Genomic DNA, 26,389 nt, shown 5'->3' with positions numbered 1-26,389 from the left:
ATATGTTTAAAATTGGATATAGAACAGTGAAAACAGCGCTTGGAACGGGAGCGGCAGTTTTTATTGCTCAGTTATTAGGATTAGAATTTTATAGTTCAGCTGGTATTTTAGTCATTTTATGTGTGCAAAATACGAAACGAAAATCCGTTCAAGTATCGTTGCACCGTTTTTTAGCTTGTGTATTATCGATGGTATTTGCGTTTTGTATTTTTGAAACGATTGGTTATACACCACTAGCGATTAGCGTATTACTGCTTACCTTTATTCCAACTGCAGTTATGTGCAAAATTCAAGAAGGGATTGTCACGAGTTCGGTTATCGTTATGCATCTGTATTCATTAAAGCAAATTACATGGTCTATAGTTGGTAATGAAATTGCTATATTAACGATTGGAATTAGTGTCGCTTTATTAGTAAACATGTACATGCCAAGCAGTGAGAATAAACTGAAAGAGTATCAAGGAAAAATAGAAGAGCATTTCAGAACGATTTTGTTTGAAATGGTCGTTTATTTACGGAATCGAGATAGTAATTGGAGTGGGGCCGAATTAATTGAAACAGAAATGATGCTGAAAGAAGCGAAAGATTTATCATTTAAAAAACTTGAGAATGAATTTATGCGTGAAGATGACTATTATTATCGGTATTTTGATATGCGTATGCAACAATTTGAAATTTTGGAGCGCATGATACCATTAGCTGCATCACTATCTTGGACGTATGAACAAGCTGATATGATTGCAGACGTAATTGAAAATATAGGGAATTCTATTCGACCTGAAAGTACAGGGGTCATTTCGTTAAGACAACTTCAAGAAATGCGAGAAGTATTTAGAGAAATGCCTTTACCAGTCTCGCGAGAAGAATTTGAAATACGTGCAAAACTTGTTCAACTTGTTTATGAGATGGAGCAATATTTACTCATTAAAAGTCGTTTTAAGGGAAAGGATAATATAAAAGAACTTATTTAGAAGGTAGGAACTATATATGCCGTATCTTCTTTCTTTATTATTATGTCTTTCTCTATCACCGATCTGGCCTCTTGGTGATAACCCACGTGCTGGAGATCCTTTTATAATTGTAAATAAAGCAACGAATAAACTAGCTTACATCGATGATGGGAAGATCCAAAAGGTTTTTCCAGTAGCGACAGGGAAAACAAATGAATTAACCCCAGAAGGAACTTTTGACATTGTATTGAAGGCGAAGGATCCCTATTATATTGCGAAGGATATTCCTGGGGGCTCTCCAAAAAATCCACTTGGATCGAGGTGGATGGGATTTAATGCAAGAGGAACGGATGGAAGTAAGTATGGGATACACGGGACAAACCAGCCTAGTTCAATTGGAAAATATATTTCGCAAGGATGTATAAGAATGAAGAAACATGATGTGGAATATTTGTTTGATCGTATTCCAATTGGAACGAAAGTATCGATTGTGAAATCGAAAAAAACATTTCAGCAATTGGCGAAGGAAAAAGGGGCCATAGTATTTGGAAAAGTCAACGAAACGGTTGGCTTTTTCTTTTATTATAAGTTGTCTTGACATGTGTACATAACCATGCGTTAATGAGAATATATAAAGATAATTGAGTAAAGGGGTTGCTCATATGTATTTAAATCCAAAAATTTCTTACATGCAGTTTTGTGTTGGTTTTCTATTTGTTATTACATTCATATTGGCAACTTTTAATATATGTTCTTACGTTGTAGCGATTGTATTTATGGCATTACTCAATCTTACTTTTGTTATTGGGGCATTTCAGCAGAAACAATATACAAGTTTTGTAATAGCACTTGTAATGGCCTTTTCCTTTAGCATTGTAGCAATTGTAATATATATAAAATAAAATGTTCATTACAAGATAGACTATCTCGATTTCGAGATGGTCTATTTTGTATGTGTAAGCAGTAAAAAAAGGACGAGTGAATCGTCCTTTTTACCAAAACATACTTGCGCCAGTAAGTAATGTTGTTACAAGCATAGAAATTAGCATTATATAAACCATAATTTTTTGAGCTTTTTTATGCATCGTTAAACCTCCTTGCAAATCAGTACAATTTCATTGTAACGAGAAATGAAATTGTGGACAAGGGGAGAGAAAGGACAAAATTCGGGAAGGGGGTGCAAAATATTACAGGAAATTTGAGCATACGTAGAGAATATGTTAAAAGATAGATTATTAATTTTTTTTTATGCAAGCTGAAGAATGGAGATACAATGATGAAAATATACGAGACAGATCGTTTACATTTAAGAGAAATTGATGAGTCGTATGCGGAAAAAGTTCTTCAATATTACGACAAAAATCGTGAATTTTTAAAAGCGTGGGAAGAGTATAGACCGGAGGGGTTTTTCACGTTAGATTATCAAAAGAAAAAGTTACAAAAGGATAGAAAAGAGTTCGCGGAAGGCAAGATTATCAGGCTTTGGATTTTTAAAAAGGGTGATGATACAAAAATTATTGGATGTATTTCATTTAATCTAATTGTTCGCGGAATTTATCAATCTTGTGTACTCGGTTATAAATTAGATAAGGAAGAATTGAATAAAGGTTACACAACAGAAGCGCTTAGAAAAGCAATTCAAGTTACCTTTGAAGAATTTCATTTACATCGTATAGAAGCACCAATTATGCCACGAAATTTAGCATCTATACAAGTAGTGACGAAGATAGGATTTCAATATGAAGGTGTATCTCGAAAAATGCTAATGGTAAATGGCATCTGGGAAGATCATATGCGCTGGGTATTGTTAAACGAGTAATAGAAGGCAGATGGGTATCTAGATGTGTTAACCATCTGTTTTTTGTCTTGTATTTCGAAACTTTTGCGAAATTCTGTTATAATTAATGTTGTTACATACATAATGGTAGTGCAGGAGGCGCAGTCTTATGATTAATCAAGAACGTTTAGTAAATGAATTTATGGAGTTAGTACAAGTAGATTCTGAAACAAAATTTGAAGCAGAAATTTGCAAAGTGTTAACAGAGAAATTTACTGCTTTAGGTGTAGAAGTATTTGAGGATGACACGATGGGTGTGACTGGTCATGGTGCAGGTAACTTAATTTGTACTTTACCAGCAACAAAAGACGGTGTTGATACAATTTATTTCACTTCTCATATGGATACAGTAGTTCCTGGTAATGGAATTAAGCCTTCTATTAAAGATGGATATATCGTATCAGATGGTACTACAATTTTAGGAGCCGATGACAAAGCTGGATTAGCATCTATGTTTGAAGCAATTCGTGTCTTAAAAGAGAAAAACATTCCTCATGGTAAAATTGAATTTATTATTACAGTTGGAGAAGAATCTGGTCTTATTGGCGCAAAAGCGTTAGATCGCGAGCGCATTACAGCAAAATATGGTTATGCATTAGATAGTGATGGAAAAGTTGGTGAAATTGTAGTTGCAGCGCCAACACAAGCGAAAGTGAATGCGATTATTCGCGGGAAAACAGCTCATGCTGGCGTAGCACCAGAAAAAGGTGTATCTGCAATTACTATCGCAGCAAAAGCAATCGCAAAGATGCCACTTGGTCGTATCGATTCTGAAACAACTGCAAATATTGGACGTTTTGAAGGTGGTACACAAACAAATATCGTTTGCGATCATGTTCAAATCTTTGCAGAAGCTCGTTCTTTAATAAATGAGAAAATGGAAGTACAAGTTGCAAAAATGAAAGAAGCATTTGAAACAACTGCAAAAGAAATGGGTGGTCATGCAGACGTTGAAGTAAACGTTATGTATCCAGGATTTAAGTTTGCTGCTGGCGATCACGTTGTAGAAGTTGCGAAACGTGCAGCTGAAAACATTGGTCGTACGCCTTCTCTTCACCAAAGTGGTGGCGGAAGTGATGCGAACGTAATCGCAGGACATGGTATCCCAACAGTTAACTTAGCAGTTGGTTATGAAGAAATTCATACAACAAATGAAAAAATTCCTGTTGAAGAATTAGCGAAAACAGCAGAATTAGTTGTAGCTATTATCGAAGAAGTATCGAAGTAAGTAATAAAGTCAAAAAGACGTGTGAACCAATTATGGTTTACACGTCTTTTTTTATTTTGATTCAATTGCTTTCACAAGGCGGATAAGCCAATATAAGAAGACCCACGGAAGTACATAAGTTGTTGCAAAACGTATGAAATGAGAGAAGATTCCTAAAGCGTAAATGTTAATGTTAAAAAGGGGAAGTAACAAATAATTAATCGCAAGGATTACTATAATAATAATAAATACATAATTGAGTTTATTATGTTGTTTCATAACGATTCACCTCCTTTACAATAATATCCATTTGTTACGTGCAGTATAGCAAAAAATAGATAGAGAAAAGCCAATAATTATTATAACGTGTAAAGAAATTTGATATAATGAAGGAACAAATGTTCTTTAAGGGGTGAGTAGTATGCGAGAAATGTATCCGAAAAATGGACGTGTTATTTTACATGTAGATATGAATTGTTTTTTCGCATCTGTCGAAATTGCTCATGACCCATCATTACAAGGAAAGCCATTAGCGATTGCGGGGAATGAAAAAGAGAGAAAAGGGATTATCATAACATGTAGTTATGAGGCGAGAGAATATGGAATACGTACGACGATGCCTCTATGGGAAGCGAAGCGATTATGCCCGCAATTAGTTGTGAGGCACCCTAATTTTACATTATATCGAGAAGCTTCATTTCAAATGTTTCAAATTCTTTCCCGTTTTACAGAAAAAATACAACCGTTTTCTATAGATGAAGGGTATTTAGATATTACAGATTGCTATGTGCTCGGTTCGCCTCTTGAAATAGCGAAGATGATTCAACAAGCGTTACTAACAGAGTTACAGCTTCCATGTAGCATTGGGATTGCCCCAAACCTTTTCCTAGCAAAGACTGCTTCAGATATGAAAAAACCTCTTGGAATTACAGTACTTCGAAAACGTGATATCCCAGAAATTATTTGGCCACGATCAGTTGCAGAGATGCATGGAATCGGAGAGAAAACAGCTGAAAAACTAAAAGACATTCATATACATACAATTGAACAGTTAGCAAAAGGAGACGAGCATATCATTCGCGCTAAAATTGGAAAGCACGGTGTTGATTTACAAAAACGTGCAAAAGGTATGGATGACAGGGAAGTTGATCCGAATCAAATGGGACAACATAAAAGCGTTGGAAATTCGATGACTTTCTCAAAGGATATGGACGAAGAAAAAGAATTACTTGATATGTTAGAAAGATTATCGAAATCAGTAAGCAAAAGGCTACAAAAACGAACTCTCGTTAGTTATAACATTCAAATTATGATTAAATACCATGATCGTCGCACGGTAACACGGAGTAAACAATTGAAAAATGCAATATGGGAAGAACGGGTTATTTTCCAAGCAGCATCACGTTTATGGAAGCAACACTGGGATGGTGATTCTGTTCGCCTGTTAGGTGTTACAGCTACTGAATTAGAGTGGAAGACAGAATCAGTGAAACAGTTAGATTTGTTTTCATTCGAAGAAGATGCGAAAGAAGAGCCGTTACTTGCTGTTATTGATCAAATTAATGAAAAGTATGGAACACCTCTTTTACAGAGAGGTAGTCAATTATTGCGTAAGCAAGAAAAGTCGTTTCAGCAAAAATTAGAAAATAAGTTTATGTAGAAGGTTTTAGAGATTTAAACCCTTCTTTTTTAGATGGAAGAGAGGGTCCAGCCATTCGATGTCTCCATTGTCTTTCCATTCCGATGCAAGCTCCTACAATAATTGCTATAAATAACCTTAATACGATGTCATACCATATCATCATGGTTACCTCCATACATATAAGTACATGTTATATTTTTTGAGAATGAGTGAGAAATACCCACTCATTCTCATTTTTACAACCAGCTGTGGAATTTTTTAATATAAAGCTTTTTCAGGAATTGTGTTAAGAAAGCATAGCCTAATAATATTCCTATGAGCCACGGGAAGTAGCTTAGTGGTAATGCTTGTAAACCAATTGCTGCACCAAGTGGTGAGAATGGAATGTAAATTCCGATTGCCATAATACAAGCGGTTAATATAAGAACTGGTATTGATGCTGTACTTTGAATGAACGGAATTTTCTGTGTTCTAATCATATGGACAATTAATGTTTGAGTTAGCAACCCAACGACAAACCAACCAGATTGGAATAGCGATTGTTCTCCAGGTGTATTTGCACCGAACACATTCCACATGACAACGAATGTGATAATATCGAATATAGAGCTAATTGGACCGATGCCAATAATGAAGTTACGCAAGTTTGCAGTATCCCATTTTCTAGGCTTCTCTAGAAATTCCTTATCCATTTTATCCCATGGAATTGAAAGCTGTGAAATATCATAAAGTAAGTTTTGAATTAAGAGATGAATTGCAAGCATCGGTAAAAATGGAATGAAAGCACTTGCCACTAATACACTAAATACATTTCCAAAGTTAGAGCTAGCTGTCATTTTTATATATTTTAAAATATTGCCGAAAGTAGTGCGTCCTTCTAAAATACCTGCTTCTAATATAGTTAAACTTTTTTCAAGTAAAATAATATCGGAAGATTCTTTTGCAATGTCAGTAGCAGTATCAACAGATATTCCAACATCAGCATCACGTAGTGCAACGGCATCGTTAATACCATCCCCCATATAACCTACAGTATGACCATTACCTTGCAATACGCGAATGATGCGGGACTTTTGCATTGGATTTAGTTTTGCGAACACTGTTGTTTCTTCTGCCAGTGTTGCTAATGTTTTATCTGGTAAAGAATCAATTTCGTAACCGAGGACAGGCTCACCTATATTTAATCCCACTTCTTTACAAACTTTTTTTGTAACAATTTCGTTATCGCCTGTTAAGATTTTCACTTGTACGCCATGTTTTTGCAATGCTTGAATTGCAGAAGCAGCAGATGGTTTAGGTGGATCTAAAAAGCCGATATATCCAGTAAGGATCATAGTGGATTCATCTTGTACTGCATAAGCTTTATGATAAGGTTTGTTATCGTTCTTGTATGCTACAGCGATGACACGCATTCCTTCACTATTTAAAGTTTCGCTGAGATGTTTTACATTTACTCTCATTTCTTCAGTGAGAGGGACAATTTGTCCATCAACTTCAGTGTAGTTACAAATTGATAAAATTTCTTCTACGGCACCTTTACAAACCATTGTATGTTCACCTAAAATATTTTTCACGATGACAGACATGCGACGCCGAGCAAAATCGAATGGAATTTCATCTAGCTTTTGAAAAGCTGATGGATCAAATTTATGGTTCTCCTCTGTATGTTCAATAACAGCTTTATCTATTAAATTTTTCAATCCAGTTTGATAGAAGCTATTTAAATAGGCAAAGTGTAATACACGATCGCATTCATTTCCGTTAGGATCTAAATGACGAACTAGGACAACTTTATCTTCTGTTAAAGTTCCAGTTTTATCTGTGCAAAGAATGTTCATAGCACCTAAGTTTTGAATTGAGTTGAGCTGTTTTACAATTACTTTTTGTTTAGACATGTTCACGGCGCCTTTAGCTAAATTAGCAGTTACAATCATTGGCAGCATTTCAGGTGTAAGGCCAACTGCAACAGCAATAGCAAAGAAGAAAGCTTCTTGCCAATCTCCTTTTGTGAATCCATTAATGAGAAGGACAATGGGTGCCATAATAAGCATGAATGTGATTAAGAGCCAACTTACTTTGTTTACGCCTTTATCAAAGTTTGTTTCTGCACGTTTTCCGATAACCTTTTTTGCTAAAGAGCCGAAATACGTATCCGTACTAGTTGAAACAACAACAGCTTTTGCGCTACCGCTAACAATATTTGTACCCATAAAGCAAAGGTTTTCCATATCGAGCGGATTGTAATTTTTTTTCATGTTTTTCGGTAATATATGTTTATTTTCCGTATGGTAGCAGTTTTCGTATTTTTCTACAGGAAGTGCTTCCCCGGTTAAAGAAGACTGATTAACAAATAAATCTTTTGCGGATAAAATACGCACATCAGCTGGCACGATATCACCAGCTGAAAGTGAAATAATATCGCCAGGTACAAGTTCTTCAATTGGAATTTCTGTTGTGTAATTTCGATTTAAATTTGTTACGTTTTTTGTTTCGTGTACAAATCCATCTATTCTAAAGACACTCGCAGTTGTTCGAACCATAGCCTTTAACTTATCCGCCGCTTTCTGAGAGCGGAATTCTTGTAAAAAGCGAATCGTTGCACTTAGCAGTACCATTACAGATACGACAATTGTTCCTTGTATATCATCTGTGAAAAAAGAGAGTGCTCCAAGAGCTAACAAAACAAAAATAAATGGATTTTTAAATGCCAGCAGAAATTGAATGTACCACGGCAATGTTTTATTATGAGCGATTTCGTTCGGACCATATAAAGAAAGTCTACGAGACGCTTCTTGTTTAGAGAGTCCATCTTGTGTTGTTTCTAAGAGTTTTAACGCAGAGTTTACATCCTGTGTTGCAACTTCCACTAATAATTCGTTATTTGCTTTCATGCCATCTTGATCGTAAGCATGCTTCGTTTCTTGTTTTTGTAAATTTAACATTGGTAGTTCCTCCTTTTCATGAAGGAGGAAACAATCTGTTACTCGACTATTTTAAACAGGGAGGAACAGCTTCTTTCCTACCTACATGATGAAATATAAATGTAAAACATATGGGTATCTGGGCCGAATCATCACTTGACACTGTTCCTCACCTCCATACAATTTAATAGTTTCTGAATATGCTATGTTTGTTTCATAGTAGGGTGCATAAAGATATAAAAAAGACCTTTACTCAAAACGAGTAAAGGTCTGAATTCATAGTCAAAAAGAGTCAACAACAAAGACTGTTAGTAAACATAGATAAAAACAGTTTTTGTGTATGACAAAACATACGCACCTCTCCCTCGTTGAGTTTTAGCACTGTATAGCATAGGTACTGAAACCAGCTACGTTAAGAAAGGCCTTCATTCCGACCTTTCCTGTTGACCCATTGGCGTCTCTCGACATTTTTGGGCAGCAGCGTTTCTCTATACAGGAGCCTCACCTAACAGAGACCATATTCAATTACACGTTGAATATTAGCACTGTAAAATCGTAGTGTCAATATCTTTTTAATCTGTTTTTTTTGAAAAATCAAATAGATTTATGATGGCTATATAGTAGGAAATAAGCGGAGTTTTTTGAAATAAGGCGGGAAAATAAATACTTTAATGAACATAAATAAAAAGCACTGATTACAGTGCTTTTTATTATAGATTATGAGATTGTAGGATTTTCAAAAATAACAATTTCTGAGTTACTTGTTGTTGAAACGCGTTGTGCGTAATATGTTAAAGCTGAAGAAATATATGTTGGTAACGTCTCATTTGTATGTGATGTTGTATATTCATGGATTAATTCTTTTAAAGTCGTCCATTCTAATTGTGCTGGGTGATCAGAAACGAAAGAACTTACCCAGCGATCAAATGAAGATGAAAAATCAGTTTGTAAACGAAATACTTCTTTCATAATAAAACGCTCCCTTAAAATGTAGTACAATCATTTTACCACAAAATACGAACGATAGCTAAATTTTTTAAGTATAATGTTCGTGTTATATAGTTGTCTAGATGATTGGTTATACAAATTCAATTTGCCATTTGAAATAACATTCCGTAAGATGAAAGATAGATTATATAAAGAGCTGGAGGAAAGAAAGTGGAATTTGTATTTTTAGGGACTGGTGCAGGTGTTCCTTCAAAAGGAAGGAATGTTTCAGCAATTGCTTTGCAGTTGTTAGAAGAACGAGGACAGACTTGGTTATTTGACTGTGGCGAGGCGACGCAACATCAAATACTACATACGTCTGTACGTCCACGCCGCATTGAAAAAATATTTATTACGCATTTACATGGCGATCATATTTTTGGATTGCCGGGTTTATTGGGTAGCCGTTCGTTTCAAGGTGGAACAACAAAATTAACAGTGTACGGACCAAAAGGAATTAAACAATTTATTGAAGTGGCATTATTAGTAAGTACGACACATGTTAAATATCCACTTGAAATCGTTGAGATTACGGAAGAAGGTATTGTGTTTGAGGATAATGAATTTTGTGTAGAAACAAAAAGGTTATCACATGGAATTGAATGCTTCGGATATCGAATTGTAGAGAAAGATATACAGGGAGCTCTTTTAGTGGATAAGTTACTGGGAATGGGTGTGAAACCTGGTCCAGTTTTTAAACGCTTAAAAGATGGTGAAGTAGTTGAATTAGAGAATGGCACAGTGTTAGATGGAAAAGATTTTATTGGCCCGCCTCAAAAAGGAAGAGTTATTACAATTTTAGGCGATACACGATATTGCGAATCGAGTAGAGAGCTTGCGCAAGATGCTGACGTACTTGTTCATGAAGCGACTTTTGCGGCAGAAGATGAACAACAAGCGTATGATTATTTTCATTCCACATCTAAGCAAGCTGCGAGTATTGCACTTCAGGCAAATGCAAAACGCTTAATATTGACTCATATTAGTTCTCGTTATCAAGGAGATACATATAAGGAATTATTGAAAGAGGCAAGAGAGCTATTTTCTAATACAGAAATAGCTACGGATTTAAAATCATTTCCAGTAGAAAGATAATAATGTTGTGAAAAAATGGTGACGATAGGTTGCCATTTTTTTTATTTCTAAAAAAAATTAAAAATAAAACTGTTATCATTTTATTTTTATATAGGATGACACAGAAAGTTTTAATGATGTGAAGATATAGGATAAAAATACATAATGCCGATTATTTAGAAAAACTGTTATATAAGTCAGACGACATACGAGTGGTACAAGTAGCGAAAATGGATTTTTATTCAGAACTTTTAAAATTCATTAAAAGTAAGCGTTTTATTAAAAACAAGCTATAATGAGGGCAGATTATAATTTATTGTAGGCTACATGCGTTTTAGCCATTTGTCATAACAAGTGAAGTTGACTAAATCGTGAGAGAGCAACATGGAAATTATAATAGGAAGGATATTACTATTATTTGTACTAAGTCTTTTTTTCCTTTTTAGCTTTAAAATATCAAAAGGTATGAAAGCAATGGGAGTTTCACTTGTTTATGCTATGCTTGTAAGGGGTTCTGTGTTAAACTTTGGATTGCTACCAGACTTTATAGTGGACTATCTTATATTATTTTTAAATGCAGGTAATGCTAAGTTTCTTATTTATTATTATAACTGGTATTATTTCAGGATATATTGCTTCACTGTTATTCAAAAACTATCCAATTCTTACAGCGGAACAAATTCGTGGTACGACTGGAACAGCAACCGATTCGGTAGCTTAATAGAATAGTAAATAATTTTTTCATAGAGGTTTAGGGGGAGTTATGATGAAGTATCGCTCAGTGTTTGATATTATTGGTCCGGTTATGATTGGTCCATCAAGTTCACATACAGCAGGCGCGGCAAGAATGGGGCAAGTTGCTCGTCAGCTGTTTCGTCATGAACCAGAGAGAGTTAGCATTTCATTATATGGTTCATTTGCAAAAACATACCGTGGTCACGGTACGGATGTAGCGCTAATCGGTGGAATACTAGGATTTGAAACAGATGATTTACGTATTCCAAGTGCGTTAGATATTGCAAAAGAACGCGGGATTGAAGTGGAATTCATTGAAGAAGATGCAAATGCTCCGCATCCAAATACAGCGAAAATTCGTCTGTATAAAGGTGAAGAGGAAATTGAAGTTGTTGCTTGCTCAATTGGTGGCGGTAAAATTGAAGTTGTAGAATTAAACGGATTCGATCTTCAATTAACAGGCACGAGTCCAGCACTACTTATTGTAAATAACGATCGCTTTGGTGCTATCGCAGCTGTAGCTTCAATCCTTGCTAAGCATGAGATTAACATAAGTACAATGAGTGTTTCTCGTAAAGAAAAAGGAAGAAGAGCGCTTATGGTCATTGAAACAGATGAATTATTAGCAGATGAAGTAATTGCGGAAATAAATGGGCAACAAAATATTTGTCAAGTAACTATTATGGATTAATTGCAGGGGGGACACACCATGTTTCGGAACGCAGCGGAACTAGTGGCGCAAGCTAAAGAGCAAAATGTAAAAATCGCAGAAATTATGATTCAATGTGAAATGCAAACAAGAAATATCTCACGTGAAGAAGTAATTGCTGGAATGGAAAAGAACTTAGTCGTGATGGAACAAGCAGTAGAACGCGGTATTCGTGGTGTAAAATCACCGACTGGTTTAACTGGCGGGGATGCTGTGAAAGTCCAAGCGTATATGCAGAGTGGAAAAGGTTTATCTGGAGATACGATTTTGGACGCAGTGAGTAAAGCTGTTGCGACAAATGAAGTAAATGCGGCGATGGGAATTATTTGTGCAACACCAACAGCAGGATCTGCTGGAACAGTGCCAGGTGTACTGTTTGCACTGCAAGAAAAATTACAGCCGACACGCGAAGAAATGATTGAATTTTTATTTACAGCAGGAGCTTTCGGTATGGTTGTTGCGAATAATGCTTGTATTTCTGGCGCGGCAGGAGGTTGCCAAGCTGAAGTAGGTTCAGCAAGTGGAATGGCAGCTGCAGCAGCAGTTGAGATGGCTGGTGGAACACAAGATCAAGCAGCTACAGCGATGGCGATTTCATTAAAGAATATGCTTGGTTTAGTATGTGATCCTGTTGCAGGGCTTGTAGAAGTACCTTGTGTAAAACGTAATGCAGCAGGAGCTGCGAATGCCATGATTTCAGCTGATTTATCATTAGCTGGTGTAACTAGTACAATTCCATGTGATGAAGTCATTGAGGCGATGTTTAGAATTGGACAAACGATGCCAGTAGCACTTCGTGAAACAGCAGAAGGTGGCCTTGCAGCAACACCGACAGGTCGTCGTTTGCAAGAAGAGATTTTTGGTAAGAGTAATAACTAAAAGCATATCATATGATTAAAGTAAAAACGGAGCTCAAATAAAGTTGAGCTCCGTTTTTTATTTTTCTTTTGCTATTTCTTCTAATGTTTTTCCAAGATCGTGTGATCGTTTCGTTGCTTGTGTAATACATGAGATTAATGCTTGTTGAAAATTATGCTCCTTTAATACTTCAATACCTGCTTCAGTTGTTCCGCCAGGAGAAGTAATTTCTTTTCGCAAAATAGAAGGGTGTTTTTCGCTTGCTTTTAGCATTTCAGCAGAACCAATCATCGTCTGAAGAATAAGAGATTTTGCAACATCTTCTTTTAAACCAATTTTTTTTGCTGCCTCTTCCAGTGCCTCTACCACGTAATAAATATAAGCTGGTCCACTTCCAGATAATGCAGTGATAGCATGCATATCTTCTTCTTCTACAACAGAGACGAGACCAATCGTTTCAAATAAAGATGTTGCAGTACGAATATGTTCCTCCGTTGTGTGTTCTGAAGGTGAGATAGCGGTAGCGGATTTTAAAATGGCTGCAGATGTATTTGGCATTGCACGAATAATCGGAACGTCTTTTTGAAGTAGGTTTCTAATTGAATGAGTAGAAACACCTGCTAATAACGAAATAATAAGCAAGTCATTATTTATGTATTCTTTAAGAGGAATAACCGCTTCTGCGACATCTTTTGGCTTCATAGCTAGAAAAAGAATATTTGCATCAGCAAGTAATTCCTTTTTATTATGTGTACCTTTGACACCGTATTTTTTATGTAACTCCTGTAATCTTGTCTCGTTAGAACGATTACTTACAGTGACGTGTTCTCCCTTAACAACATTTGCGTTTAATAAGCCACCAATAATCGCTTCGGCAATAGAGCCTGCACCGAGAAAGGAAATGTTTTGCATAGACATGATGTGCCTCCTTTAAATTTGGTTAGAAATACTTATAAATGTACATACATTCGTTTTTTTATGGAAAAGACCTCTTTTTATCTGAAAATAATGACAAATTTATAGGGAAGTTGTAAACTGAAGAGGTATTCATTTTTGAACCGGAAAAAGACAGGGGGGCTAAGCATGACGGCGATTCATCGAATGGAGATTCCTGTTCCATTTGCAGTTGAGACAGTGAATGTGTTTTTAGTTGAGGGAGAAACATTAACGTTAATTGATACAGGGACAAATACAGAAGAAGCAAAGAAAGCACTAGAAAGTCAATTAGGTGCATTAGGATATAAGATAGAAGATATTGAAACGGTAGTGATTACGCATCACCATGCGGATCATTGCGGACTTTTAAATACATTTTCTGAAAAAGTAAAGATTATCGGACATCCTTGGAATGAACCGTGGATTACACAGAATGCTGAATTTTTAAAGAGGTATCATGAATTTTTTAAAGAGACAGCCTTGCAGTTCGGCGTTCCAGCAGTATTTCTGAATGGTGAGGCGTTATTGACGACGAAGACACTTAAATATTCTTGTAATAGATCGTTAACACATACCGTGAGAGAGGGAGATCGTATAGATTCGTTACCTGGATTTACAGTGATTGAAACCCCGGGTCATGCTTCCACTCATATTTCATTATATAGAGAATCTGATGGAATATTAATTGGTGGGGATGCTCTCATTAGTCATATTTCTTCAAATCCAATATTAGAACCACCATATGAAGGGCAAACAGAAAGAGCGCATCCCTTATTGCAGTACAATCAAACGTTAAAACGTTTAAGTGAAATGAATATTTCACGGATTTTATCAGGGCATGGGGAAGATGTTCTGAATGTGAAACAACTTATTGAAACAAGATTACAAAAGCAAGAGACACGTGCTTTTAAAGTGCTTGAACTATTAAAGGAAAAGCCAATGACAGCATTTGAGGTGTGTGTAAAACTATTTCCGGTATTATATAAAGAGCAATTACCACTTACTATCTCAGAAACTGTTGGACAATTAGACTTTTTAGCATATAATCAACAGGTGATGATTGATGAATCTTCACAACAATTGATTTATTATGCAAAGTAGGTGACAGCAATGACGGGACGTTTACAAGAAAAAGTAATCGTCATTACAGGTGCTTCTAGTGGAATTGGAGAGCAAGTTGCAATGCAGGTTGCAGAGCAAGGGGCGACGCCGGTATTAATGGCTCGAACAGAAGAGAAGCTACAAGCATTAGCAGACAAAATTAAAGTAACTTATAATACGCCTTGCTATTACTATGTATTAGATGTAAGTGAAGAAACGAAAGTACAATCTGTTTTTTCAAAGGTATTACAAGAAGTAGGCCGTATTGATATATTGGTAAATAATGCTGGGTTTGGTATTTTTAAAACGTTTGAAGATGCTTCAATGGATGAAGTAAAGGATATGTTTCAAGTAAATGTATTTGGATTAGTAGCTTGTACGAAAGCGGTATTACCTAATATGGTAAAAAGGAACGAAGGACAAATTATTAATATTGCTTCATTGGCTGGAAAAATTGCAACTCCGAAGTCGAGTGCTTATGCAGCAACAAAACACGCTGTATTAGGATTTACGAATAGTTTACGTATGGAGTTATCTAACACAAATGTGTATGTAACAGCAATTAACCCAGGACCGATAGAAACGAACTTTTTTGAAATAGCCGATCAATCAGGTACATATGTGAAAAATATGGGACGTTACATGTTAAAACCAACATATGTAGCAGAACAAATCGTAAAGGCGATGCAAACGAAAAAACGTGAAGTAAACTTGCCGAAGTGGATGGGAATGGGGCCAAAGCTCTACGCATTATTCCCAGGTTTATTTGAACGCGTTGCAGGCAAATCATTAAGTAAAAAATAGGAGATTTCCATATGGAAATCTCCTATTTTTTATTTTCCAGTCACATAATCGTAAACGATATCCTCAACAGCCTCGTATACATCAATTTCAGTATTTGAATGAATTATCATTTGAATATGTTTAATTAGCATTTCCTGATCCTCTTTTGAAACAGGATTACATTGATATTGCCGAAAACTTTTTATAATCATTTTCTCAATTAATTTTTTATTCATGTTTTTCCCCGCCTGTATGTATACATGTATTGTTTTATTGTACTTGAAGTGAAATGAAAATACTACTATGCAATATTTTTGCATAAAAATCCACTTGTGTATATTGTTTTTATAGCGAGAATAATATTTTGAAGTTTTTTAAAATTATAAATATTTAATTGACTTTATAATTATGCAATATTATAATCAAACTTAATTTAAAGAATAGATATGAGGAGGAGCTTATGAAAGTCGCAATTATTGGAGCAACTGGATATGGAGGTATTGAGTTAATTCGGTTATTAGAGCAACATCCATATTTTTCGATAGCATCTCTCCATTCTTTTTCACAAGTTGGTGAATTTATAACAAATGTATACCCGCATTTTCGAAATGTTCTTGTCCATACGTTACAAGAAATTGATGCGGAGAAAATAGAGAAGGAAGCTGAAATTGTATTTTTAGCAACTCCAGCGGGAGTATCGGCAGAGTTAACACCAAAATTATTGGCAGTAGGTTTAAAAGTAATTGACCTATCTGGAGACTTTCGTATGATAGATCCCTCGTCATATGAATTGTGGTATAAAAGGCCAGCTGCACAGGAAGAATTTCTTAGGAAAGCAGTATATGGATTAAGTGAATGGAAAAGGCCTGAGATCCAAAATGCAAATTTAATTGCAAACCCAGGATGTTTTGCTACAGCTGCATTATTAGCGGTAGCGCCGTTAGTACGTAGCGGCATAATTGAAGAAGCTTCGATTATTATTGATGCGAAATCAGGAGTATCTGGAGCGGGCAAAACGCCAACAACAATGACTCACTTTCCTGAGTTATACGATAACTTACACATTTATAAAGTTAATCAACATCAGCACGTTCCTGAGATTGAGCAAATGCTTGCAGAGTGGAATCATGAAACGAAGCCAATCACGTTTAGTACACATTTAATACCGATATCACGAGGGATTATGATTACACTTTATGCGAAAGTGAAAGAGGAAATGAAAATAGAGCAACTTCAAAAATTGTATGAAGAAACGTATGAATACTCAGCTTTCGTTCGAGTTCGCTCGCAAGGAGAATTTCCAAGTCCGAAAGAAGTAAGGGGCTCAAATTATTGTGATATTGGGATAGCTTACGATGAAAGAACAGAAAGAGTTACGGTCGTTTCTGTTATAGACAATATGATGAAAGGTGCGGCAGGGCAAGCAGTTCAAAATGCAAATTTATTAGCGGGGCTAGAAGAGACAACGGGTTTACAGCATATGCCGCTTTATCCATAAGGGGGAAATTATGATTAAAGCATCGTCTATTAAAAAATTAGCAAATGGTTCAATTGTTACACCAAAAGGCTTTTTGGCAATCGGTACTGCAAATGGTCTGAAAAAGGTGAAAAAGGATATGGGTGCAATCGTTTGTGAGGTGCCAGCATCATGTGCCGCTGTGTATACAACAAATCAAATACAAGCAGCGCCGTTGCAAGTAACGAAGGATAGCATAGCAGCAGAAGGGAAATTACAAGCAATTGTTGTAAATAGCGGCAATGCAAATGCTTGTACGGGGATGAAAGGATTGCAAGATGCTTATGAGATGCGAACATTAGGAGCGGAACACTTTGGAATAAAAGAAAAGTACGTCGCAGTCGCTTCAACAGGTGTAATTGGAGTACCTTTACCGATGGATATCATTCGAAAGGGAATTGAATCTCTTGTGCCAACAAAGGAAGTAAGTGAAGCTTATTCTTTTTGTGAAGCAATTTTAACGACAGATCTTATAACGAAAGAAACTTGCTATGAGATGATAATTGATGGGAAAGCAGTGATCATTGCTGGGGTCGCAAAAGGATCAGGGATGATCAAACCGAATATGGCAACGATGCTTAGTTTTATTACAACAGACGCCAATATAGAGCATGAAGTATTGCAAACAGCATTATCACAAATTACGAATCATACGTTTAATCAAATTACGGTGGACGGAGATACTTCTACAAATGATATGGTCATCGCTATGGCAAGTGGATTATCAGAAACGAAAACGATGAATATGGAACATGAAGACTGGGAAACTTTCGTAGTTGCTTTACAAAAGGTATGTGAAGATTTAGCGAAAAAAATTGCACAAGATGGTGAAGGTGCTACGAAGTTAATAGAAGTAAACGTGTTAGGGGCTAGAACAAATGAAGAAGCAAAGAAAATTGCAAAACAAATAGTCGGTTCCAGTCTTGTGAAAACAGCGATATACGGTGAGGACCCAAATTGGGGACGAATTATTAGTAGTACTGGACAGAGTGAAGTAATTATTAACCCAAATACAATTGATATCACTCTTCAATCTATCGCCGTATTAAAAAATAGTGAGCCTCAAATGTTTTCTGAAGAGGAAATGACAAAGAAATTACAAGAACATGAAATAAAAATTGATGTGTGTTTACATTTAGGAGATGAAACGGGATCAGCTTGGGGCTGCGACTTAAGTTATGAATATGTGAAAATAAATGCTTGTTATCGTACATAAGGAGAGAGAAGATGAGTGATTATATTGTAGTTAAATGTGGCGGTAGCATGTTGAATCGATTAAATAGTGTCTTTTTTGATTGTATAAAGAAATTGCAAAATAAGTATAAGGTTGTTATTGTCCATGGCGGTGGCCCAGAAATTGATGCCAAGTTAGAAGACTCTAATATCGAGATAGAAAAGAAAGATGGATTAAGAGTAACACCAAAAGAGGTTATGGATGTTGTTCAAATGGTGCTATGCGGAAGTACGAATAAAAAATTCGTAATGAATTTACAAAAACATGATTTACTTGCGGTGGGGCTTTCAGGATGTGACGGTAATTTACTTCAAGTTCAACCTGTTGGCGAAGCGATAGGATATGTAGGAGAAGTAAGTTATGTAGAAACAGCCCTATTGAAAGGGTTGATAGATATGAATTATATTCCTGTCATTGCCCCTATTGGGATAAATGGTAATGAGGTTTATAACATAAATGCAGATACCGCTGCAGCTGGAATTGCAGCCGCACTATCCGCAAAAGAACTCATTTTTATAACGGACGTAGATGGAGTATTACACGAAGGAAGATTGGTAAAGAAAACGGATGAATATGAAATTCTTACTTTTATAGAACAAGGCGTCATTACAGGTGGAATGATTCCGAAAGTACAGGCGGCACTTACATCGTTAAAAATGGGAGTGGAAAAGGCTAGTATCGTAAATGGTACAAAGGATTTTACTGAGGTTACAGGAGAGTGTGTTGGAACTACGGTAACAAAAGGAGTGAGTATCGTATGACAAACCATCTTTTTCAAACATATGGAAGAAGAGAAATTGAATTTCTAAAGGGCAATGGGGCTAAAGTTATTGATAAAAGTGGTGAGCAATATTTAGATTTCACTTCTGGTATTGGAGTATGTAACTTAGGACATTGTCATCCTACGGTTGTAAAGGCAGTAGAAAAGCAACTTAGAAATATATGGCATATATCTAACTTATTTACGAACTCCTTACAAGAAGAGGTCGCATCATTATTAACAGAAGATACAGCATTAGATCATGTGTTTTTTTGTAATAGCGGGGCGGAGGCAAATGAAGCGGCTTTAAAGCTAGCACGTAAGCATACTGGAAAATCTCTCGTAGTAACATGTGAGCAATCTTTCCACGGGAGAACATTTGGAACGATGAGTGCAACAGGGCAAGATAAAGTGAAAGAAGGATTCGGTCCATTACTTCCGTCTTTTTTACATATACCATTTAACGACATACGAGCATTAGAGGAAGTAATGAATGAAGAAGTTGCGGCGGTAATGGTAGAAGTTATTCAAGGAGAAGGAGGAGTAATATTAGCTGATCCATCCTTTTTGAAGGAAATTGAAAAACTATGTAATCAGTACAATGCTCTTTTTATTATAGATGAAGTACAAACTGGAATAGGCAGAACAGGAACACTATTCGCTTATGAGCAAATGGGAATAGTTCCTGATATCGTTACCATCGCAAAGGCGCTTGGGAATGGTATTCCAGTTGGAGCGATGATTGGCCGAAAAGAACTAGGTTCTTCTTTTACTGCCGGGTCACACGGTTCAACTTTCGGTGGGAATTATATTGCTATGACTGCAGCGAAAGAAGTATTGCAATTCATTAAGGAGCAATCGTTTTTTAAAGAGGTACAGGAAAAGGGCGAGTACGTATTAAAGAAATTGCAAGAAGAATTACGACACGTTGAATGTGTTCAAAATATTCGTGGTAAGGGACTTATGATTGGAATCGAATGCAAGCATGAGGTTGCAAATGTCATAGAACAACTAGAAAAAGCAGGACTTCTCGTATTACAAGCAGGGCCTAATGTTATAAGACTACTACCACCACTTATTGTAACGAATGAAGAGCTAGAACAGGCAATATATATGATAAAAAGAGTGGTTTGTACAAAAAATGCATCAATAATATAAGGGGGAAATTTCATGTCAACTGTACAAGTACCGAAATTAAATACGAAAGATCTTTTAACGTTAGAAGAATTGACGCAAGAAGAAATCATTTCTTTAATTGAGTTCGCTATATATTTAAAAAAGAACAAGCAGGAGCCTTTATTACAAGGGAAAATATTAGGTCTCATTTTTGATAAACATTCAACCCGTACTCGCGTTTCTTTTGAAGCAGGAATGGTACAGCTCGGAGGACATGGAATGTTTTTAAGTGGAAAAGAGATGCAAATTGGCAGAGGAGAAACGGTGTCAGATACTGCGAAAGTACTATCTCATTATATTGATGGAATTATGATACGCACATTTTCGCATGCGGATGTAGAGGAGCTTGCAAAAGAGTCCAGTATCCCAGTTATTAACGGTTTAACTGATGATCATCATCCTTGCCAAGCATTGGCAGATTTAATGACGATATATGAAGAAGTTCATACGTTTAAAGGAGTTAAATTAGCTTATGTAGGTGATGGGAATAATGTATGTCATTCACTATTGCTAGCGAGTGCAAAAGTCGGAATGAATATGACTGTTGCAACTCCTGTAGGGTATGAGCCGAATGAAGAAATTGTTAAAAAAGCATTAGCGATTGCTGATGAAACAGGGGCTGAAATTGAAATTTTGCATAATCCTGAATTAGCGGTAAGTGGAGCAGATTTTATTTATACTGACGTTTGGATGAGTATGGGCCAAGAAGGAGAAGCAGAAAAATATACTTTATTCCAGCCTTTCCAAGTAAATAAAGAGCTTGTTATACATGCAAAGCAAACATATCGTTTCCTGCACTGCCTGCCCGCTCATCGTGAAGAAGAAGTAACTGGAGAGATTATAGATGGGCCACAGTCTATCGTTTTTGAGCAAGCTGGTAACAGGTTGCACGCGCAAAAAGCTTTATTAGTGAGTTTATTTAAAAATATAGAAGAGCCTTCCTAAAAGGGAGGTTTTTTTATATGGAAATGTCGGATGTATATTTAGTTAATTATCTCTATATCATTTATAATAAAAAGAGCAAACTAAATTTGTTTTTCATATCATGTAAGGACATACTAGATAAAAAAATATAGTTAAAGAGATGATGAATTTGAAAACAACTAAGAAAACATATTCGTTTTTTCAGCGGATGTGGAGAATATTAAAGTTTCAATATTTTAAGTTGCTTCGATCGCCAGAAGGAGCAAAGAAAGTGTCGCTAGGTTTTGCTATTGGATTTGGTTTAGAAATGTTGGTGATTTATACGGCATCGCTCGTATATTTAATATTTTATCCAATTGTAAGGTTAGCAAAGGGATCTTTTCCAGCCGCAGTCATTGGTAATATTATTGGGAAAATATCGTTTCTCCCAGTATTTTTATTTCCGTTTGCTTATGCGCTAGGAAAAATGATTTACCCATTTCATGTACAGAAAATACATCATGAACCATTTACGATATCAGATTTGTTTTCGAGCCATATTTTTACGATGTTAAAGAGCTTATTACAGAGTGAAGTATATGTATTAATTGGTATGACGATAATAGGAATTGTGTGTGGGGTAATTTCATATTTCGTTGTGCATTATTTATATGAAAAGAATCGTAAGTTACGTTTGAAGAAAAGAAAGAAACAAGTGAGAGAACCACTTGTTCAAATATAAAGAATGTCACATTCATTTTCTCCTTTGAATATGTTTAAGAAAAAGGGGGAGAGAATGAATGTATTATTATTACGTACCGCAAGTATACCCATATGTAAATTATTATCCGGTTTATGATATGAGTAGACAATACGAGTTATATCGACAACAACAATTACAGCAAATACCACAAATACCACAACAACAGCCTACGCAAGAACAAAAACCATATTTAACGACATGGCCGTATTCAAATGTATACTATGGTAATTATTACGAATCATAAAGCTGCTTCTATTTAGAAGCAGCTTTATGCGTTTGTTTTCAAAATTAAATTTTGAATGGTTTTAAGAGAATAAATGAGCTTTTCACGCTCTTCCTCAGATAATGTTTGAAAATTTTCTTTTAGTTTGCCTAAAATGAATTGCTGATACTGACTTACTAACACTTTCCCTTCAGTTGTTAGGGAAATTAAAATGACCCTTCGATCTTTTTCGCTATAATGACGCTCTATTAGCTCTTCTTGAATAAGTTTGTTTAATAGAGGGGTCATGTTAGGCCGTGAAATCGCTAGCCGCTTGCCAATTTCTGAAACTGCTAATGTACCATTTTCATGCAAAAGCAGTAACACTTGCGTATGCGATGGCGGCATATGTCTTTGAGAAGAAAACTCTCCAGGAAGCATAAATTTGCGATAAAAAAGAGGCACTAGCGAAAGAAGATGATCAACAATACGTTCCCACTCGCGTGATTCCATATAACGGCCCCCTTCCACTATCATTGTAACAAAAAAGACAAGGTATAAAAATAGAATTGTTTCATGGTAGCCTTAATATTTGTAGGATAACACTTGCTTTGTAAATGTATTGGCAATAATCGCATAACCGTTATCATTTGGGTGTACTTGGTCAAATAGTAACTCTTTTTTATCATTCGATATTAATTTGCGAATTGGTAAAACGATCGACGGTTGATGTGCTTTTGAAATAGAATAAATAGAATCATTCCAACCGTCTAAAAACATATCTGCATAACTTGCGATGGAGTCCTCTAGTTGTAAAGGGTTATAGAGTTCAGAGAGAATGAGTAAAGCATTCGGATTTTGATCTCGAACGGTCTTTACAATATTTTTTACATCCGTTTCAAAACGGGCTTTTTCTTTATTTAACATTTTAATACCATCTATAACACCTACATCACGATTTAAGCGGAATAAATTATTTCCTCCAATACTAATAGTAATGATATTTGCTTCCCTAATTTTTTGTTGAACATCTTCTGATTGAACTTTTTTTGCGAGACGATCTGTAGTAAGACCGTTTATCCCAAGGTTTTCTACTGTAATTGGTTTGTGAATTTGTGTTTCTATTTGTCTAGAAGCTAATTCGGCAAATCCCCCTTGTGTAGATCCATATCCTTTTGCAAGTGAATCACCTAATACGAGGTGATAAAAAGAGTCATTCGTTTGCTTATAAATCCAACTGGGAGCAGATGTTTTTTCTGCTTTTCCTTCAGTTTCTTTTTGTTCTATCTCATCGTTCTTTTCAAAATTAGAACAAGAAATGATTAGAAGGAGGAGACAAACAATTGTTAAGATGATTTTTTTCATAAATTCATCCTCCTTGTAATTGGTAATTGTATCATATTCAGCAGTATAAGCAATGTAAGGGCATATTATATATTTATGAAAAATTCACAATAACTTTACAGAAAATTTGTAGAAGTATGTCAAAAAATATTGACGGTATGAAAGAACTTTAGATATGATAATGTCAGATAAGGTGAAAATCATCGCTCTAATAGAAGAAAAAGGTATGTGATTAGGGACTGATAGAGATTCATTTCATTATTTTGGGGTAATTGTATAAGGGGGATCTTTTGTGAAAAAGTCAAAAAAAATGCTAGCTGGAGCAACACTTGCTATTGGCGTTATAGCACCGCAAGTGTTGCCGACAACAGCTCATGCAGAGGAAAAAGCTGGGGAGAGTACAGTTAACTTACGAATTTTAGAAACATCAGATATTCACGTTAACTTAATGAATTACGATTATTATCAAACGAAAACAGATAATAAAGTAGGTCTCGTGCAAACTGCAACACTTGTGAATAAAGCACGTGAAGAAGCGAAGAACTCTGTCTTATTTGATGATGGGGATGCATTACAAGGGACACCGCTTGGAGATTATGTAGCGAATAAAATAAATGATCCGAAGAAGCCTGTGGATCCTAGTTATACACATCCATTATATCGTGTAATGAATTTAATGAAGTATGACGTCATCTCTCTTGGGAATCATGAATTTAACTACGGTTTAGACTATTTAAACAAAGTAATTAGTAAAACAGAGTTCCCGGTTATTAACTCGAACGTCTATAAGGATGATAAAGATAATAATGAAGAGAACGACCAAAACTACTTTAAACCATATCATGTTTTTGAAAAAGAAGTAGAAGATGAATCAGGTCAAAAACAAAAAGTGAAAATTGGCGTAATGGGATTTGTTCCACCTCAAGTTATGAACTGGGATAAAGCGAATTTAGAAGGAAAAGTGAAAGCGAAAGATATTGTTGATACAGCGGAAAAGTTAGTTCCAGAAATGAAGGCGCAAGGTGCGGACGTTATTGTTGCATTAGCCCATTCAGGTGTCGATAAGAGCGGCCGTAGCCCCAAAATGGAAAATGCTTCATATTATTTAACAGAGGTTCCTGGTGTAGATGCAGTATTAATGGGACATTCACATACTGAAGTGAAGGATGTATTTAATGGTGTTCCTGTTGTAATGCCTGGTGTTTTTGGAAGTAACTTAGGTATTATTGATATGCAATTGAAAAAGGTAAACGGAAAATGGGAAGTACAAAAAGAGCAATCGAAGCCGCAACTTCGTCCGATTGCTGATAGTAAAGGGAACCCATTAGTACAATCTGATCAAAGATTAGTTAATGAAATTAAGGATGATCATCAAGCGACAATTGATTATGTGAATACAGCTGTAGGAAAAACGACAGCGCCAATTAATAGTTATTTCTCATTAGTACAAGATGATCCTTCTGTACAACTTGTGACAAATGCACAAAAATGGTATGTAGAAAAGCTATTCGCTGAAAACGGACAATATAGTAAATATAAAGGAATTCCAGTATTATCTGCAGGAGCACCATTTAAAGCGGGTGGCCGAAACGGTGCTACATATTATACGGATATTCCAGCAGGGACGTTAGCAATTAAAAACGTAGCGGATTTATATGTATATCCAAATACGTTATATGCTGTAAAAGTAAACGGGGCACAAGTAAAAGAATGGCTTGAAATGTCTGCTGGTCAGTTTAATAAAATTGATCCAGCGAAAACAGAAGAGCAGCCACTAGTAAATATAGGTTATCCTACATATAATTTTGATATTTTAGATGGTCTAAAATACGAAATTGACGTGACGCAACCAGCGAAATACGATAAAGATGGTAAAGTTGTAAATGGAAATACGAATCGTATTGTAAATATGACGTATGAAGGTAAGCCTGTAGCTGACAATCAAGAGTTCATCGTAGCTACAAATAACTATCGTGGAAGTAGCCAAACGTTCCCTGGTGTAAGTAAAGGGGAAGTTGTATACCAATCACAAGATGAAACACGTCAAATCATTGTGAAATATATGCAAGAAACACCAATTATTGATCCAGCAGCAGATCAAAACTGGACATTTAAGCCGATTGTTGCAGATAAATTAAATACAACATTTGATTCTTCACCAAATGCACAAAACCATATAAAGAAAGATGGAAAGATATCATATGTTGGACCATCTGAAAATGAATTTGCTAAATATGCAATTGATATAACGAAGAAGAATGATGATAAGGAAACTGGTGGAGAGAATCCAACGATACCGCCAACAGGTGAAGGCAATAACGGAGAGAATCCAACGACACCACCAACAGGTGAAGGCAATAACGGAGAGAATCCAACGACACCACCAACAGGTGAAGGCAATAACGGAGAGAATCCAACAACACCGCCAACAGGTGAAGGCAATAACGGAGAAAATCCAACGACACCACCAACAGGTGAAGGCAATAATGGAAATGAACCAAAACAAGATGGAAATAATACAGGATCTGGACAAACTACAACGGATAATCAAAACTCAAAAGAAACAACAACTGTAAGTGAAAATAAAGAAGAACGTGATTTACCGAAAACAGGTACAAGTGTTGTTTCTACAATTGGAGCAGGTTTGGCGTTTGTTGGAGCGGGATTACTTCTGTTATTTAGAAGAAAGAAAGCGAATAGATAGTACAGTATTGTAAAAAGGATTACCGTAATCGGTAATCCTTTTTTTCG

Annotated in this window: 29 protein-coding genes and 1 riboswitch; of the genes, 20 read left to right on the top strand and 9 right to left on the bottom strand. The window is 35.9% G+C overall.

The window, feature by feature from the left end; genetic code table 11:
- Positions 1–2 precede the first annotated feature (2 nt).
- The 3 genes from NSQ69_RS20475 (at position 3) to NSQ69_RS20465 (ending at position 1,852) form a co-directional block, all read left to right on the top strand.
- Positions 3–971 carry an aromatic acid exporter family protein gene (locus NSQ69_RS20475; RefSeq protein ID WP_002033971.1) on the top strand — a complete coding sequence of 323 codons (969 nt, stop codon included), beginning with the start codon at positions 3–5 and terminating at the stop codon, positions 969–971.
- 16 nt (positions 972–987) lie between these two features.
- Positions 988–1,548: a L,D-transpeptidase gene (locus tag NSQ69_RS20470; protein ID WP_002015103.1), complete on the top strand. Its 561-nt coding sequence runs from the start codon at positions 988–990 to the stop codon at positions 1,546–1,548.
- Between the two features lie 64 nt (positions 1,549–1,612).
- Positions 1,613–1,852, top strand: coding sequence for a DUF3894 domain-containing protein (locus NSQ69_RS20465; protein WP_002088543.1), 240 nt, complete (start codon positions 1,613–1,615; stop codon positions 1,850–1,852).
- A gap of 90 nt (positions 1,853–1,942) precedes the next feature.
- On the opposite strand, the gene prli42 is transcribed toward NSQ69_RS20465, so the two are convergent.
- On the bottom strand, positions 1,943–2,035 hold the full coding sequence (prli42, locus tag NSQ69_RS20460) for a stressosome-associated protein Prli42 (RefSeq protein WP_000549036.1): 93 nt from the start codon (positions 2,033–2,035) through the stop codon (positions 1,943–1,945).
- Positions 2,036–2,223: 188 nt separating this feature from the next.
- On the opposite strand from prli42, the gene NSQ69_RS20455 reads away from it, so the two are divergent.
- On the top strand, positions 2,224–2,769 hold the full coding sequence (locus NSQ69_RS20455; protein WP_002015105.1) for a GNAT family N-acetyltransferase: 546 nt from the start codon (positions 2,224–2,226) through the stop codon (positions 2,767–2,769).
- 127 nt (positions 2,770–2,896) lie between these two features.
- Positions 2,897–4,015, top strand: a complete 1,119-nt coding sequence (locus tag NSQ69_RS20450; protein WP_341099634.1) for a tripeptidase T — start codon at positions 2,897–2,899, stop codon at positions 4,013–4,015.
- Positions 4,016–4,066: 51 nt separating this feature from the next.
- On the opposite strand, the gene NSQ69_RS20445 is transcribed toward NSQ69_RS20450, so the two are convergent.
- On the bottom strand, positions 4,067–4,273 hold the full coding sequence (locus tag NSQ69_RS20445) for a hypothetical protein (protein ID WP_002129020.1): 207 nt from the start codon (positions 4,271–4,273) through the stop codon (positions 4,067–4,069).
- A 142-nt stretch (positions 4,274–4,415) separates the two neighbouring features.
- Between NSQ69_RS20445 and NSQ69_RS20440 the strand changes: the two genes are divergently transcribed.
- Positions 4,416–5,654 (top strand): DNA polymerase IV, encoded by a 1,239-nt coding sequence (locus NSQ69_RS20440; protein WP_002129018.1) that lies wholly within the window; start codon positions 4,416–4,418, stop codon positions 5,652–5,654.
- Here NSQ69_RS20440 and NSQ69_RS20435 read toward each other — a convergent pair.
- From NSQ69_RS20435 to NSQ69_RS20425, 3 genes are all read right to left on the bottom strand, one after another.
- Complete coding sequence (locus tag NSQ69_RS20435; RefSeq protein ID WP_162208024.1) at positions 5,647–5,796, bottom strand: hypothetical protein; 150 nt, start codon at positions 5,794–5,796, stop codon at positions 5,647–5,649. The two genes, NSQ69_RS20440 and NSQ69_RS20435, sit on opposite strands and share 8 nt — an antisense overlap.
- 76 nt (positions 5,797–5,872) lie before the next feature.
- On the bottom strand, positions 5,873–8,578 hold the full coding sequence (mgtA, locus tag NSQ69_RS20430) for a magnesium-translocating P-type ATPase (protein ID WP_341099633.1): 2,706 nt from the start codon (positions 8,576–8,578) through the stop codon (positions 5,873–5,875).
- A 331-nt stretch (positions 8,579–8,909) separates the two neighbouring features.
- A riboswitch (M-box (ykoK) riboswitch) is annotated at positions 8,910–9,077 on the bottom strand.
- A gap of 197 nt (positions 9,078–9,274) precedes the next feature.
- Complete coding sequence (locus NSQ69_RS20425; RefSeq protein ID WP_000665712.1) at positions 9,275–9,526, bottom strand: DUF3932 family protein; 252 nt, start codon at positions 9,524–9,526, stop codon at positions 9,275–9,277.
- Positions 9,527–9,715: 189 nt separating this feature from the next.
- On the opposite strand from NSQ69_RS20425, the gene rnz reads away from it, so the two are divergent.
- The 4 genes from rnz (at position 9,716) to sdaAA (ending at position 12,941) form a co-directional block, all read left to right on the top strand.
- Complete coding sequence (rnz, locus tag NSQ69_RS20420; RefSeq protein ID WP_002184997.1) at positions 9,716–10,639, top strand: ribonuclease Z; 924 nt, start codon at positions 9,716–9,718, stop codon at positions 10,637–10,639.
- Between the two features lie 553 nt (positions 10,640–11,192).
- A complete protein-coding gene (locus tag NSQ69_RS20415) occupies positions 11,193–11,339 on the top strand; it encodes a hypothetical protein (protein WP_158080567.1) in 147 nt (48 codons plus the stop codon).
- 45 nt (positions 11,340–11,384) lie between these two features.
- Positions 11,385–12,044 carry an L-serine ammonia-lyase, iron-sulfur-dependent subunit beta gene (sdaAB, locus tag NSQ69_RS20410; RefSeq protein WP_002088527.1) on the top strand — a complete coding sequence of 220 codons (660 nt, stop codon included), beginning with the start codon at positions 11,385–11,387 and terminating at the stop codon, positions 12,042–12,044.
- An 18-nt stretch (positions 12,045–12,062) separates the two neighbouring features.
- Positions 12,063–12,941, top strand: coding sequence for an L-serine ammonia-lyase, iron-sulfur-dependent, subunit alpha (sdaAA, locus tag NSQ69_RS20405; protein ID WP_002033842.1), 879 nt, complete (start codon positions 12,063–12,065; stop codon positions 12,939–12,941).
- 57 nt (positions 12,942–12,998) lie between these two features.
- On the opposite strand, the gene proI is transcribed toward sdaAA, so the two are convergent.
- Entirely contained in the window at positions 12,999–13,838 is an 840-nt protein-coding gene (gene proI, locus NSQ69_RS20400; RefSeq protein WP_002066991.1) for a pyrroline-5-carboxylate reductase ProI, read from the bottom strand.
- A 165-nt stretch (positions 13,839–14,003) separates the two neighbouring features.
- On the opposite strand from proI, the gene NSQ69_RS20395 reads away from it, so the two are divergent.
- Positions 14,004–14,957 carry an MBL fold metallo-hydrolase gene (locus NSQ69_RS20395; protein WP_002014957.1) on the top strand — a complete coding sequence of 318 codons (954 nt, stop codon included), beginning with the start codon at positions 14,004–14,006 and terminating at the stop codon, positions 14,955–14,957.
- Positions 14,958–14,966: 9 nt separating this feature from the next.
- Positions 14,967–15,761: an SDR family oxidoreductase gene (locus NSQ69_RS20390; protein WP_002129013.1), complete on the top strand. Its 795-nt coding sequence runs from the start codon at positions 14,967–14,969 to the stop codon at positions 15,759–15,761.
- 29 nt (positions 15,762–15,790) lie between these two features.
- On the opposite strand, the gene NSQ69_RS20385 is transcribed toward NSQ69_RS20390, so the two are convergent.
- Positions 15,791–15,976, bottom strand: a complete 186-nt coding sequence (locus NSQ69_RS20385; protein WP_002014960.1) for a YqzH family protein — start codon at positions 15,974–15,976, stop codon at positions 15,791–15,793.
- Positions 15,977–16,200: 224 nt separating this feature from the next.
- Here NSQ69_RS20385 and argC point away from each other — a divergent pair, with 224 nt between their 5' ends.
- From argC to NSQ69_RS20350, 7 genes are all read left to right on the top strand, one after another.
- A complete protein-coding gene (gene argC / locus NSQ69_RS20380) occupies positions 16,201–17,238 on the top strand; it encodes an N-acetyl-gamma-glutamyl-phosphate reductase (protein ID WP_002129012.1) in 1,038 nt (345 codons plus the stop codon).
- A gap of 10 nt (positions 17,239–17,248) precedes the next feature.
- A complete protein-coding gene (argJ, locus tag NSQ69_RS20375; protein WP_341099632.1) occupies positions 17,249–18,472 on the top strand; it encodes a bifunctional glutamate N-acetyltransferase/amino-acid acetyltransferase ArgJ in 1,224 nt (407 codons plus the stop codon).
- 11 nt (positions 18,473–18,483) lie between these two features.
- Positions 18,484–19,251 (top strand): acetylglutamate kinase, encoded by a 768-nt coding sequence (gene argB / locus NSQ69_RS20370; protein WP_033731234.1) that lies wholly within the window; start codon positions 18,484–18,486, stop codon positions 19,249–19,251.
- Positions 19,248–20,408, top strand: coding sequence for an acetylornithine transaminase (locus tag NSQ69_RS20365; RefSeq protein ID WP_002129009.1), 1,161 nt, complete (start codon positions 19,248–19,250; stop codon positions 20,406–20,408). Before argB ends, NSQ69_RS20365 begins: the two co-directional genes overlap by 4 nt.
- Positions 20,409–20,420: 12 nt before the next feature.
- Positions 20,421–21,371 carry an ornithine carbamoyltransferase gene (gene argF / locus NSQ69_RS20360; RefSeq protein ID WP_002014968.1) on the top strand — a complete coding sequence of 317 codons (951 nt, stop codon included), beginning with the start codon at positions 20,421–20,423 and terminating at the stop codon, positions 21,369–21,371.
- A 148-nt stretch (positions 21,372–21,519) separates the two neighbouring features.
- Positions 21,520–22,071, top strand: a complete 552-nt coding sequence (locus tag NSQ69_RS20355) for a DUF2062 domain-containing protein (RefSeq protein ID WP_002167705.1) — start codon at positions 21,520–21,522, stop codon at positions 22,069–22,071.
- A gap of 58 nt (positions 22,072–22,129) precedes the next feature.
- Positions 22,130–22,336 (top strand): hypothetical protein, encoded by a 207-nt coding sequence (locus NSQ69_RS20350; RefSeq protein ID WP_002167706.1) that lies wholly within the window; start codon positions 22,130–22,132, stop codon positions 22,334–22,336.
- A gap of 24 nt (positions 22,337–22,360) precedes the next feature.
- Here NSQ69_RS20350 and NSQ69_RS20345 read toward each other — a convergent pair whose 3' ends face one another.
- Both NSQ69_RS20345 and NSQ69_RS20340 read right to left on the bottom strand, forming a co-directional pair.
- A complete protein-coding gene (locus NSQ69_RS20345) occupies positions 22,361–22,807 on the bottom strand; it encodes a MarR family winged helix-turn-helix transcriptional regulator (protein WP_002129002.1) in 447 nt (148 codons plus the stop codon).
- 72 nt (positions 22,808–22,879) lie between these two features.
- Positions 22,880–23,659: a GDSL-type esterase/lipase family protein gene (locus tag NSQ69_RS20340; protein WP_002129000.1), complete on the bottom strand. Its 780-nt coding sequence runs from the start codon at positions 23,657–23,659 to the stop codon at positions 22,880–22,882.
- 271 nt (positions 23,660–23,930) lie between these two features.
- Here NSQ69_RS20340 and cpdB point away from each other — a divergent pair, with 271 nt between their 5' ends.
- Positions 23,931–26,342 carry a bifunctional 2',3'-cyclic-nucleotide 2'-phosphodiesterase/3'-nucleotidase gene (cpdB, locus tag NSQ69_RS20335; RefSeq protein ID WP_341099631.1) on the top strand — a complete coding sequence of 804 codons (2,412 nt, stop codon included), beginning with the start codon at positions 23,931–23,933 and terminating at the stop codon, positions 26,340–26,342.
- The last annotated feature ends 47 nt before the right edge of the window (positions 26,343–26,389 follow it).

This window comes from Bacillus sp. FSL R10-2201 (assembly GCF_038008665.1).
Lineage (GTDB): Bacteria > Bacillota > Bacilli > Bacillales > Bacillaceae_G > Bacillus_A > Bacillus_A mycoides.
The sequence above is the reverse complement of the archived record's forward strand: the minus strand, read 5'-3'. Positions and strand labels throughout refer to the sequence as shown.